The organism is Streptomyces pallidus (ex Mingjun et al. 2026), assembly GCF_051550185.1.
In the GTDB taxonomy this organism is placed as follows: domain Bacteria; phylum Actinomycetota; class Actinomycetes; order Streptomycetales; family Streptomycetaceae; genus Streptomyces.
Map to the genome: position 1 here is coordinate 7,354,039 of NZ_CP196181.1, position 10,885 is coordinate 7,364,923.

At 74.1% G+C, this 10,885-nt stretch carries 12 protein-coding genes; 7 read left to right on the top strand and 5 right to left on the bottom strand.

Annotated features, from left to right (window positions below):
• The first annotated feature begins 19 nt into the window (after positions 1-19).
• From ACSHWO_RS32850 to ACSHWO_RS32860, 3 genes are read left to right on the top strand one after another with little or no spacing between them, the layout of a single operon-like run.
• The gene (locus ACSHWO_RS32850; protein WP_438317940.1) at positions 20-661 is read left to right on the top strand and encodes a hypothetical protein; all 642 of its coding nucleotides are present in this window, start codon (positions 20-22) and stop codon (positions 659-661) included.
• A 31-nt stretch (positions 662-692) separates the two neighbouring features.
• Positions 693-1,175 (top strand): MSMEG_6728 family protein, encoded by a 483-nt coding sequence (locus tag ACSHWO_RS32855; RefSeq protein WP_438317943.1) that lies wholly within the window; start codon positions 693-695, stop codon positions 1,173-1,175.
• Between the two features lie 34 nt (positions 1,176-1,209).
• A complete protein-coding gene (locus tag ACSHWO_RS32860) occupies positions 1,210-1,719 on the top strand; it encodes a metallophosphoesterase family protein (protein WP_438317946.1) in 510 nt (169 codons plus the stop codon).
• Here ACSHWO_RS32860 and ACSHWO_RS32865 read toward each other — a convergent pair whose 3' ends face one another.
• Entirely contained in the window at positions 1,720-2,118 is a 399-nt protein-coding gene (locus tag ACSHWO_RS32865; protein WP_438319326.1) for a hypothetical protein, read from the bottom strand.
• A 164-nt stretch (positions 2,119-2,282) separates the two neighbouring features.
• Here ACSHWO_RS32865 and ACSHWO_RS32870 point away from each other — a divergent pair, with 164 nt between their 5' ends.
• The 3 genes from ACSHWO_RS32870 to ACSHWO_RS32880 all read left to right on the top strand — a co-directional run bounded on the left by ACSHWO_RS32870 (position 2,283) and on the right by ACSHWO_RS32880 (position 6,407).
• The gene (locus ACSHWO_RS32870; protein ID WP_438317949.1) at positions 2,283-2,672 is read left to right on the top strand and encodes a hypothetical protein; all 390 of its coding nucleotides are present in this window, start codon (positions 2,283-2,285) and stop codon (positions 2,670-2,672) included.
• Positions 2,673-2,782: 110 nt separating this feature from the next.
• Positions 2,783-4,249 (top strand): multicopper oxidase family protein, encoded by a 1,467-nt coding sequence (locus ACSHWO_RS32875; protein WP_438317952.1) that lies wholly within the window; start codon positions 2,783-2,785, stop codon positions 4,247-4,249.
• Positions 4,250-4,478: 229 nt separating this feature from the next.
• Positions 4,479-6,407, top strand: coding sequence for an NAD-binding protein (locus tag ACSHWO_RS32880; protein ID WP_438319327.1), 1,929 nt, complete (start codon positions 4,479-4,481; stop codon positions 6,405-6,407).
• Positions 6,408-7,047: 640 nt separating this feature from the next.
• On the opposite strand, the gene ACSHWO_RS32885 is transcribed toward ACSHWO_RS32880, so the two are convergent.
• Entirely contained in the window at positions 7,048-7,221 is a 174-nt protein-coding gene (locus tag ACSHWO_RS32885) for a hypothetical protein (RefSeq protein ID WP_361087385.1), read from the bottom strand.
• On the opposite strand from ACSHWO_RS32885, the gene ACSHWO_RS32890 reads away from it, so the two are divergent.
• The gene (locus ACSHWO_RS32890; protein WP_385849965.1) at positions 7,202-7,609 is read left to right on the top strand and encodes a four-helix bundle copper-binding protein; all 408 of its coding nucleotides are present in this window, start codon (positions 7,202-7,204) and stop codon (positions 7,607-7,609) included. The two genes, ACSHWO_RS32885 and ACSHWO_RS32890, sit on opposite strands and share 20 nt — an antisense overlap.
• A 562-nt stretch (positions 7,610-8,171) precedes the next feature.
• On the opposite strand, the gene ACSHWO_RS32895 is transcribed toward ACSHWO_RS32890, so the two are convergent.
• From ACSHWO_RS32895 to ACSHWO_RS32905, 3 genes are all read right to left on the bottom strand, one after another.
• Positions 8,172-8,549 carry a hypothetical protein gene (locus tag ACSHWO_RS32895; RefSeq protein ID WP_385849963.1) on the bottom strand — a complete coding sequence of 126 codons (378 nt, stop codon included), beginning with the start codon at positions 8,547-8,549 and terminating at the stop codon, positions 8,172-8,174.
• A 215-nt stretch (positions 8,550-8,764) separates the two neighbouring features.
• Positions 8,765-9,382 (bottom strand): TOPRIM nucleotidyl transferase/hydrolase domain-containing protein, encoded by a 618-nt coding sequence (locus ACSHWO_RS32900; protein ID WP_438317957.1) that lies wholly within the window; start codon positions 9,380-9,382, stop codon positions 8,765-8,767.
• 183 nt (positions 9,383-9,565) lie between these two features.
• Entirely contained in the window at positions 9,566-10,543 is a 978-nt protein-coding gene (locus ACSHWO_RS32905; RefSeq protein WP_438317960.1) for a magnesium transporter CorA family protein, read from the bottom strand.
• Positions 10,544-10,885: the final 342 nt, after the last annotated feature.

Here is a 10,885-nt window from a genome sequence, read left to right on the forward strand (position 1 = left end):
CGTCGCCCGCGGGGAGCGCATGGCTCCGCCGCGGGCGGGGTACGTGCCCGGAGTGGGACGCGAACGGCTGACCTTCGACGGCTGGATCGCCGCCGTCGGGACGGGGTCCGGCACCCGGGTGGTCGTCGGCCACTGGCCCCGCTCGCCCTTCGGCCCGTTCAGCGACGTGATGCTGGAGCGCGCCGACGGCCGTCGCCTGCTGCTGGCGCCCGGCGCCCGCACCGCGGAGTGCATCGCCGGCATCTACCACTTCGACGAGGTCCTCGTCGTGCCGGTGGGCGTGCGGCGCCGGGACCCCGAATGGGACGTCACCGCGGGCCCCCTGCACGTCCGCTTCGTCGCCGGCCGACGGGGAGCCCTCGGCCTCGCACTGCGGGCCGTACCCCGGCCGCTCGCCCGCCGACCGGTGTGGGCCTCCCTGGCCGACGGCCCGGCCCGCCTGCTGCCCGGCGTACGGACCCGGGGCAGCTCCCGCCCCGGACACCGCCAGTGGTACGCGGCCTGCGACCTGCGGTGGATCACCGCGGCCGCCGCCTCCTTCGACGGGACCGACCTCGGCCCGCCGGCCCCCGTCCGCCCACCGGTCCGGTTCGGCTTCGCCTCCGCCCCCGCCACGCCGGCGCTGGTCCGCGTCGTCACCACCGTCGAACGCCCGGCGTGATCGGAACCCGCCGAGCGGGCAGGCGCACCGCGTGCAGACCTTCCTCCCGTTCCCGGGATTCCTCGAATCCGCCACCGTCCTGGACCCACGGCGGCTGGGAAAGCAGCGCGTCGAGGCCCTCCAGGTCCTCCGGGGCCTCACGCTGCCCGGATACGGCTGGCGCCACCATCCCGCCGTACGGATGTGGGTCGGCTACGAGGAGGCCCTCGTGCGCTACGGCCTGGACGTGTGCAGCGTGTGGACGGCGGGGGGACGCGCCGACTCCTGCGCGGCCTCGCTGACGGCGGGCTTCCGCGCCGTACGGCCGCGTGCCGTGGTCCGCGACCAGCGCCGCCTCGCGGCGGACGGAGAGCTTCCGCCCTGGCTGGGCGACCCCGCGTTCCACCGCAGCCACCAGTCGGCGCTGCTGCGCAAGGCCCCGGAGTTCTACCGGCGCCACTTCCCCGGAGTGCCGGAGGGCCTTCCGTACGCCCGGCCGTCGTCCGACCGGGGCACCGGCTCCCCCAGCCACTGACCCGATTCCTCCGGCCGGGCCTACCGTGGGGCGCATGCGGCTGCTGCTGACCTCCGACACGCACCTTCCGACCCGCGCGAAAACCCTGCCGGACGACCTCCTGGCCGCTGTCGACGAGGCCGACGCCGTCGTCCACGCCGGCGACTGGACCGACGAGGCCACCCTCGACCTGCTGGAATCCAGGGCCCACCGGCTGATCGGCGTGTACGGCAACAACGACGGCCCGGCACTGCGCCGCCGCCTGCCGGAGGTGGCCCGCGCCCGGCTGGCGGGGCTGCGGTTCGGCGTGGTGCACGAGACCGGCGCCGCCGCCGGGCGGGAGCGCCGTTGCGCCGAGCGCTTCCCGGACCTCGACGTCCTCGTGTTCGGCCACAGCCACATCCCCTGGGACTCCACGGCCCCCGGGGGCCTGCGCCTGCTCAACCCCGGCTCGCCGACGGACCGCAGACGGCAACCGTCCTGCACCTTCATGACCCTCACCGTTTCGGAGGGCGCGCTCCACGACGTCACCCTGCACCGGCTCCCGCCGCGCCGCCGACCGTGATCAGGAGGTCAGCGTGACCCGGCCGCCGCTGTTGCCCCCGCCGAGGCACTCCAGGTAGGGATCGGGGTCGCCCTGCCGCTCCCGGCAGACCCAGGTGGCCCCGGCCGTGCGGACCTCGGCGGGCGCGCCCTGGGTGTGCTGCACGACCCTGGTGTACGCGGCCGCGACCTCCAGCGCGACGGCGCACGACCCGGCACGGTCGGCCGACACCCCGAGCCCGGAAGCCGCGTCGGTTCCGCAGAACACGAGGGGCGCCGGCGTGGGCGTCCCCCCGGCGACGGCGGAGGCCCGGGCCGCGCCGGCGGAGGCGTCGGCCGTCGTGCTGGCGGCCGACGGCCCCGGCACGACGGCCGCCAGCACGACGGCCGACCCCAGGGCTGCGGCCACTCCGGGCTTCATCGGGCGCACGTCCGCCTCCTTCTGCGCGGTGCTTGCCGTCCTCGCCCCGTGGGGCGCGGGCCGTACACCACCCTGGCCCGCAGCGCAGGCCCGCGCCACTCGAACGGGTGTCCGCGGGCGCATGGGACGGTCCGGCCGGGGCTGTGCTGTGCGAGGGGGCGACGGTGTACTCCGACGTCCGGCTGTCGGCGACCCACCCGACGGTGGAGGAGCGGGTGGCGGACGTCTGCCTGCCCGCCGCGACCACGGCGCCGGTGGCGGCCCTGGTGCGGGGGCTGGTGGAGACGGCAGCCCGGGCCTGGGCGGAAAGGGAGCCACCCACACGGATTCCGGTGGCGCTGCTGCGGCTCGCCTCCCGGCGGGCGGGCCAGACCGGACCGGCCGGATCCCTGCTCCACCCGGTGCCGACGCGGGCGGCGACGGCGCGCACGGTGGTGGGGGCCCTGTACGAGCACGTCCGCGACGCGTGGAGGAGAGCGGTGACGCGGCGGCCCTCCGTTCCGCTCCGGCGGAAGCGGAGTCTTCGGGCCGGCGACGGGCGGGGCGATACCTGACATTCTCCGACATCAGGGGGGAGTCGCCCGGCGTGACCTCCGGATCATGTGCCCAGGCGTTCGACATGTGGACGCCGGCGCGTTCCCTCATCCTTCCCAGGAGGACACCCATGGTCACGAGAAGACGCCTGCTCGTCGGCGCCCTGTCCACGGCGGGCGCGGGCCTGGTCACCGGCGCCGGACTGCTGCCCGTGCTGCAGACCGGTACCGCACGGGCCGCCGCGGACGAGACCGGCCCGGCGGCCGTCCCGCCGCCGTTCACGGTGAAGATGCCGCAGCTCCCCGTCCTCACCCCGTACTCCACGCAGGGCGGGGTGGACGCGTACCGCGTCACCGTCAAGGAGGTCTCCCGGGAGATCCTGCCCGGCGTGCAGACGAAGGTCCTGACCTACGACGGCCACTTCCCCGGTCCCGTGCTGCGCGCCCGCAGCGGCCGACGGGTCACCGTCCGCCACCGCAACACCCTGGACATGCCGATCTCCGTGCACCTGCACGGCGCCGACGTCACCCCGGAGAACGACGGCGGCCCCATGGACACCGTCGCCCCGGGCAGGACGCGCACGTACACGTACCCGAACGAGCAGCCGAACGCCACGCTGTGGTTCCACGACCACGCCCACCACATGGAGGCCGAGCACGTCTACCGCGGCCTGTCGGGCACGTACCTCCTGACGGACGAGACCGAGCGCGCCCTGCCGCTGCCCTCCGGCCAGTACGAGATGCCCATCGCACTGCGCGACGCCCGCTTCGACGAGCACGGCCAACTGGTCTACCAGATGGACGACTTCCGGGGCCGCACGACACTGCTCGCCAACGGCCGCCCCAGCCCGTACGTGGAGGTCGCCGCCCGCAAGTACCGCTTCCGCCTGCTCAACACGTCGAACCTCCGCTTCTTCAAGCTGCGGCTCGCCGACGGCGGGCAGATGGTGCAGATCGGCTCGGACGGCGGCCTGCTGGAACGCCCGTTCACGACCGACACCATCCCGCTGTCCCCGGCCGAACGCGCCGACGTCGTCATCGACTTCTCCCGCTACCCCGTCGGCACGAAGCTCGTGCTCCAGAACATGCCGGGCCCGGGCACCACCGAGCCCGGCAACGTGCTCCGCTTCGACGTGGTCCGCACCGCACCCGACCCGAGCCGGATCCCGGACGTACTGCGCACCCTGCCCGCGGTGGACGCGCTGCCCAAGCCCGCGGTCGAGCGGAAGATCGTCCTCAGCATGGACGAGGACGGCCGCACCGAAGCGCGCGGCTTCATCGACGGGCTGCAGTGGGACCCGGACCGGATCGACCAGACGGTCACCTTCGGGACCTCCGAGATATGGACGGTGACCAACGCCAACCAGCGGATCCCGCACAACTTCCACATGCACCTGGTCCAGTTCCGGGTACTGGAGCGGGGCGGCGTCCCGGCCGCGCCCGCCGAGGCGGGACTGAAGGACACGGTCCAGCTGTTCCCCGGCGAGACCGTGAAACTGCACGCCACCTTCAACACCTACCGGGGCACCTACGTCTACCACTGCCACCTGCTGGACCACTCGGCCATGGGCATGATGGCCAACTTCCGAGTGCGCTAGCTAGTGATCTGGCTGGCCGGCACGCGTCGGGGCGGTCAGCGTGCGCCGGTGCCGGTCAGGGCGCGCAGCCACCGCGGGGGAGCACCTCCCCAGTACTCGTTCACCCCTCCGGCCCCTCCCGCCTGCCCTCTCCCACGCTTGCCCTCCCGCCCGACGAGGGCATGCTCCCGCCGTGCGGCCCCCGAGTCACTCTCCGTTCCTCCCTCACTCCGAGTCCCCTTCCGGCCGGATGGTCGTCTGCGGCGACGACGGCCTCGCCCACCGGGTCGCCGCGGAACTCCTCGACGTGTACGGCGAACCCGTCACCCTGATCGTGCCCGCCGCCCGCGAGGCCGAGCGGGTGCTGGGTGGGCCGGGCTCCGGGCCGCTGTCCCGCGTACCGCTCGCCAGGCCGTCGGACGCGGCTCCGGGGGAGCGGCCCGGGGCGGGCGGACTGCGGATCGTGGAGGCGGCCGAGCCCGACGAAGCGGTCCTGGCCGCTGCGGGCGTGGACGGCGCGCCGGCGCTGTCCCTCGTGTACGAGGACGACGACCGCAACGTGCAGGCGGCCCTGGTGGCCCGACGCCTCAACCCCCGTGTCCGCCTGGTCATCCGCCTGTACAACCGCAAGCTCGGGCTGCACCTGGCCGAACTGCTCGACCGGGCGGCCGCCGTCGCGGCCCCCGCCCCGGACCCGCCCGGCCTGGACGCCTCGACCACCGTCCTGTCGGACTCGGACACCGCGGCACCCGCCTTCGCGGCCACCGCGGTCGCGGGCACCAGCAAGGTCGTCCAGGCCAACGGAATCCTGCTCAGGGCGGTGGAGCGCACACCCCGCCGGCGCGGCGCCCCGCCCGCCGGCGCCCTGTGCACACTGGCGCTGCTCTCCGCGGACCCCGACGGCCCGGAGGGCAGCGATGGCCCCGCCCGCACGTGGAACCGGGACCGCGACCGAGACCGCGGACCGTGGCTGCTGCCGGACGACGACGAGACCGCGCACGCGGGCGGGCGCACCGTCGTCGCCCTCGAAGTCGTTCCGCCACCGCGCCGCCGGCGCCTCCCCTCCCCGCTCCCGGGCGCGGCGGCCCTCCTCGGCTCCCTGGGATCCCTCTTCTCGCCCCGCCTGAACTGGTCGCTGGCCGGGGTCGCCGTCGCTGTGGCGGCGCTCGGGCTGGCCTCGTGGCTGACGACCGGCGACTCCCCGTTCCACGCCGCGTACGTGACGCTCCTCGACATCTTCGCCTTCAACGACCCGGCCGTCCGGGAACCGCCCGTACGGCAACTGCTCCAGGTGCTCGGCGGGTTCGTGGGCATGCTCCTGCTGCCCGTCCTCGTGGCCGCCGCGCTGGAGGCCCTGGGCGCGTTCCGTACGGCCGCGGGGCTCAGGCGGCCGCCGGGCAACCTCTCCGGGCACGTGGTCCTCGTCGGCCTCGGGAAGATCGGCACGCGGGTCCTCGCCCGGCTCAGGGAGCTCGGCGTCCCCGTGGTGTGCCTGGAGGCGGACTCCCTGGCCCGCGGGCTCCCGCTCGCCCGCCGCCTGCACGTGCCGGTGGTCCTGGGGAACGTCACGGAGGAGGGGGTCCTGGAGGCAGCCCGCGTCCACAGGGCCCGTGCCCTGCTCGCGCTGACCAGCTCGGACACCACCAACCTGGAGGCGGTCCTGCACGCCCGTACGATCAAGGGCGACCTGCGCGTCGTACTGCGCCTGGACGACGACGACTTCGCCGAGGCGGTCGACCGCACCCTGAGCACGGCGCACCCGGGGGCGCTCACCCGCAGCCGCAGCGTCACCCACCTCGCCGCCCCCGCCTTCGCCGGGGCGATGATGGGACGGCAGATCCTCGGTGCCATCCCCGTCGAACGCCGCGTCCTGCTGATCGCCGCCGTCGAGGTGGCGGGACTCCCGGAGCTGGAGGGGCGCACGATCGCGCAGTCCTTCCGCCCCGGCGCCTGGCGCGTCATCGCCCTGGACTCGGCACCCCGCACGGAGCGCCGCCCGCACCTGCCCGGCGTCCGCCGCGCGGGCGACCCGGCCGCCGCCGGGGGCCTGGTCTGGGACCTGGACCCCGACCGCGTCCTCTCCGGACAGGACCGCGTCCTGATGGCCGCCACCCGGCAGGGCCTGGCCGAGCTCCTGGGCCGCCGCCGTACTCCCACCGCCGACTCCGCCGACCGCTGACGCCACCCGGCCGGACGGTCCTCGCGCTCCGACCGCGGGCGTCAGCCGTTCCGGTAGTTCTCGAAGTGCGCGTGGGTCAGCCGGTACCCGCGGTCCGCCTGCGCCAGGCGATCGTCCACGGGCGGCCCCGTCGTCCGGGACGACGCAGTTGTGCCCGTACTGGGCGGCCCCCATCGCGTAGAGGCCGATGGCCCTGTCAACCATGGTCAGGAGGGTCTCCCAGTACTCCAACGGGGAGTACCGGCGCACGTTCGAGAGCAGCGCGCTGTCACCCCGGTCGCTGAAGGAGCAGGCGCGCCCGCGCGGCGTTACGAACCGCTGCCCCGGAGCCATGCGTGCGCCGACCTCCTCGCCCGTGGGGCCCTGCACGGCGCGCTGCTGCGGCGCTCCGCGCTGGCGGAGGCCGAAGAGGAGGCTCGCGTCGAGGTATTCGGGCCGGCCGGCGCCGACGGACACCCACAGGGGCTTGGGGAACGCGAAGTTCGCGCCGTGGACGACCGCTTGCATCGGGCTCCCCGAGGGGAGCAGGTAGGACATCGTGAGCACGAGCCCCGAGAGGTCGATGTACGTGTCGTTCGGCGCCTCTGCCATGGTCCCCCACCCATACCACCGGGCCGTCACATCGATCGGAGTTCATCCGTCATGTCGGGCCCTTGCGGGGCGAACGGCGAAGCCGGCCGCGCCGTGTTTGCCGCTGCTGCTCCGCGGCCGCACGCTGGACGTACGGGGCCGACGCGTGGGTGCGGCCGTGGCCCGCCAGCCGGCCTCCGCTCTCGAAGAAGGAGGCACCCGTCATGACCACCGTCGAGGACATGCTCGCCACCTACCCGGCCGACCTGGGCCGCATCGACCAGGCCAGGCTCACCCGCTGTATCGAGGCGTGCCAGGCCTGTGCCCAGGCGTGCACCGCGTGCGCCGACTCCTGCCTGTCCGAGGGCATGGTCGGCGACCTGACCAAGTGCATCCGCACCGACATGGACTGCGCCGACATCTGCAACGCCACCGCCTCGGTGCTCTCCCGCCACACCGGGTACGACGCCAACGTCACCGCGGCCCTGCTCAAGGCCTGTGCGGTCGCCTGCAAGGCCTGCGCCGACGAATGCGCCTCCCACGCGGACATGCACGAGCACTGCCGGCTGTGCGCCGAGGCCTGCCGCTCCTGCGAAGGCGCCTGCAACGAGCTCCTGGCCGCCCTGGGCTGACCGGTCCGGCGGCAGACCCGTCTCAGAGGAAGTTGTTGGGCCAGATCATGGTGCGCCACATGTGGGCGACGGGGGAGCCAAGCCCAGGCCCTGCGGCGGCTGGCGGAAGTGGCGCCCGACCACGTCCTCGAACTCGTCGCACTCGATGTGGACGTCCGGGTCGAAGGTATAGGCCTCGTGCTGGCGGATGGCCCAGGCCACTTCCTCGTCGACGTACGGCTCTACGAGCTGCGGGCGCCCCAGCGCCCGTGGTGGCTGCGCAGGACCGCCTTTGGCCGTGGGACAACGCAGTGCCTTCCTGGTGGGGAGCCGCCGGGCTGGCTGGGCACCGGCGGCCCCGATCCCACCAGGATGATCAGCGCTCGGGGCGCCGCCTTCACCCGCCCGGCGGAGCGCACGCCGGCAAAGGACCACGAAAGAGGGACGGCGTGCCTCCCTGCGGTCACGCTGGGCGCACGGCCGGGCGGATCGGACCCGTCCGATGCGCCCGCGTACACCGTGACCGCCGGGCGGCTCACCGGCGCGCACCGGCAGGCCGCGGGGCGACGCGGGCGGTCCGGGGCTACAGCACGGCGACCGTGAACGCGTTGTCGACGTAGTTGCCGTTGAGGTCGTACGTGTTCACGGTGACGGCGTTGGTACCGCAGACGGCGTTGGGGGTGGTGGTGAAGCTGCGCCGGTTGGAATTGGGCAGTTCGACCTGGACCACGCTGAACGCGAGGTTGACCTGGGCATCGACGTGGACGCAGTAGCGGCCGGTGTTGACGTGGCGCACCCAGCTGACGTTCTTGGCCCGCTTCAGCACGCCGGCGGCGGTGACGTCCGCGGCGGCCTGGACGTACGGGGAAGTGATCGGCGTCGGATCCGCCGCGGCGGCGGGAACGGCGGCCGACCCGGTCAGGGCGACGGCGGCGAACAGGACGGGAACGGAACGGCGCATTGACTCACACTCCTGGCGACGGCGGCCCACAGCGGGCCGCGGACGGTCTCACCACCGTCTCCGACCGGTCCCGCCGCGCGACCCGACAGCCGGCCCGCATCGGCCAACCGGTACCGAACGTCACCCGCCTGGCCCGGAGGGCACGGGGCCGGGACGACACGCGGCAGGGGACGACACGGAGCAGCGGAGCAGCGGCGCGGCGCCGCGGGCCGCGGTCACAGGTGGGCGAGGAGGCCTTCGAGCGGGGCGGGGACGCGGTCGAGGGGGAGCGCCTCGACGAGCACCCGCCCGTAGCTGATCTTGCGTCCCTTCTTGGTGCCGAGGAACCGCCGCAGCTGCTGTTCCGGGGTGCGGCCCTGCTGGGCGGGCTGGCGCTGGAAGGTCTGCAGGGCGCGCAGGTCCCCCTCCGCCCCGATCAGCTCCTCCACCCGTGGCACGCCCAGCGCACGGATCAGCTCGTCCTCCAGATCCGCCGCACAGACGAAGAACCCTGCCGGTGCCGCGCCGGCGCGCTCCCAGCCGCGCACGTAGTAGCCGCGCTCGCGCTCGTCGCACAGTCCGGTCAGGCGCAGGCCCAGACCGGACGGTCCGAGCACCCCGGCGAAGCGCCCGACGTTCATCGCACCCCCCATCGGCAGCACGCAGACCCCCTCGGCGGCCGGATCCCGGCCGAGGCGCGCCGCCAGTGCGTCGACCGCTGCGACGTCGCTGGGCCCTTCCAGCAGGACGACCGTCCGGACGGGGAGCCGGACGGCCAGCTCGCGCGCCCTGTCGCCGGTCCCACCGGCCGCCCATGCCGTGACGGCCTTCCGGAACAGTGCCATATCACTCATGGGACGGAGTCTCGGCCCTTTCCGACGGCCGGGCCAGGGATTTTCCGGCGGGGGTGCGGTGTCCGGGGCGCGCTGAGGTGCGCTCCGGCTCAGGGCCCGCCCGGCTCGACCCGGACCGGGCCAGGCCGCACCCGACGCCCGCCCGCGCCCCCGGGCCGTTCGCGCCGTCCCCTGACCGCCCGGCTAGTGGTCGTCGAGGTGGGCGTCCTCGTCCTGGAGCCTGCGCCACAGTCCGGTCCGGTGCAGCACGTAGAGCGCGGCGAGCAGGAAGAGCACCTGCAACCCGACGGCGAGCAGCCAGAACACCGCCCTGCTCTCCAGTTCGCTCGTCAGATAGGCGAAGTTCATGCCGAAGAACCCCGTCACGAAGGTCAGCGGCAGGAAGATCGTCGACACGATCGCCAGGCGGTTGATCACGCCGTTCTGGTCACCGGACACCAGGGAGGAGTAGCTGGCGAAGGCGCGCCGGGCCGATTCCTGGAACGAATCGATGTCGGTGAGCGTCAAGCGCGCCGTGCGCTGGTACTCGCGCGCGAGCCGCTGCCGCGGCTGCGGGAAGCCCGAACTCAGCATGCGGCGGGAGATCGTCTCCTCCACCACCTGCGTGTAGGGAAGGAGCGTGTGGTGCAGGAGGGCCGCGTGGCGTCGCAGCTGTGACAGGCGGTAGACCTGCTCGGGCTGCCTCTTGCGGAACATCTCGTCCTCCAGGTCCTCCGCGGTCAGCAGCCCCTGGACGGCGGACCGGCGGTAGGTCTCCAGGGCCTCGTCGAGCAGGAGGAACAGCATGGCCACCGCGTCCGGCGGACGCTCGTGCGGGAACCGGCCGGTGAAGCTCGCCATCAGCCCGGTCGCGCCCCGGTGCACCGTGAGCAGGTACCTCTCGGTCGCCACGGCGTGGACGTGGACGACCTCGCCCGCCTCGACCGCGGGCAGGACGAACACGGCGGCGTCCCCGAGGAACTCGGCCCGGGCGGACTCTCCCTCCCGGCCGAGCCAGTCCAGTCCCGCGATCCCCAACCCCAGCAGGCGGACGAGCGGCTGCTCCGAGGACGAGTGCCTCTCGGGCAGTGCCACGTCCACGAGCAGGAACGGGGACGTCGCGAGCCGCTTGCGTGCCTCGGACGGATGGGTACGCGTCATGGTGCCGGCCGGCATGGACATCACCGATACGATCATCGCCCCTCGCCGTCTGCCGTCCGCTGCGTCGCCTTCCAGCCTGTCCGTGCGACGGCGCGGCGCAAACGCAGTGACGCGTTCGCACGACGCCGCACCTCGAACAGGTGAGGCGGGACCGCGGACGGGCACGCCGCCGGGCCGACGCGGCCGTGCTGCTGCGGGCCGCGCCGGCCGGGCCGGTCACCCGTCGATGTCGCCGTGCATGTTGAAGCGCACCCCGGCGATCCTGACCAGCAGGCAGTAGGCCCTGAGGTCCCTGTCCGCTTCTTCGTCGCTGCTGGCGTACTGCGGCATGTGGTCCTTCCGTCGTAGCTGCGCCGCCAACGT

Excerpts from the sequence above, each read along its gene's own strand:
- ACSHWO_RS32850 (WP_438317940.1), top strand. The coding sequence starts at position 20 with ATGGCTCCGCCGCGGGCGGGGTACGTGCCCGGAGTGGGACGCGAACGG.
- ACSHWO_RS32860 (WP_438317946.1), top strand. The coding sequence starts at position 1,210 with ATGCGGCTGCTGCTGACCTCCGACACGCACCTTCCGACCCGCGCGAAA.
- ACSHWO_RS32865 (WP_438319326.1), bottom strand. The coding sequence starts at position 2,118 with ATGAAGCCCGGAGTGGCCGCAGCCCTGGGGTCGGCCGTCGTGCTGGCG.
- ACSHWO_RS32875 (WP_438317952.1), top strand. The coding sequence starts at position 2,783 with ATGGTCACGAGAAGACGCCTGCTCGTCGGCGCCCTGTCCACGGCGGGC.
- ACSHWO_RS32880 (WP_438319327.1), top strand. The coding sequence starts at position 4,479 with ATGGTCGTCTGCGGCGACGACGGCCTCGCCCACCGGGTCGCCGCGGAA.
- ACSHWO_RS32890 (WP_385849965.1), top strand. The coding sequence starts at position 7,202 with ATGACCACCGTCGAGGACATGCTCGCCACCTACCCGGCCGACCTGGGC.
- ACSHWO_RS32885 (WP_361087385.1), bottom strand. The coding sequence starts at position 7,221 with ATGTCCTCGACGGTGGTCATGACGGGTGCCTCCTTCTTCGAGAGCGGA.
- ACSHWO_RS32895 (WP_385849963.1), bottom strand. The coding sequence starts at position 8,549 with ATGCGCCGTTCCGTTCCCGTCCTGTTCGCCGCCGTCGCCCTGACCGGG.
- ACSHWO_RS32900 (WP_438317957.1), bottom strand. The coding sequence starts at position 9,382 with ATGAGTGATATGGCACTGTTCCGGAAGGCCGTCACGGCATGGGCGGCC.
- ACSHWO_RS32905 (WP_438317960.1), bottom strand. The coding sequence starts at position 10,543 with ATGTCCATGCCGGCCGGCACCATGACGCGTACCCATCCGTCCGAGGCA.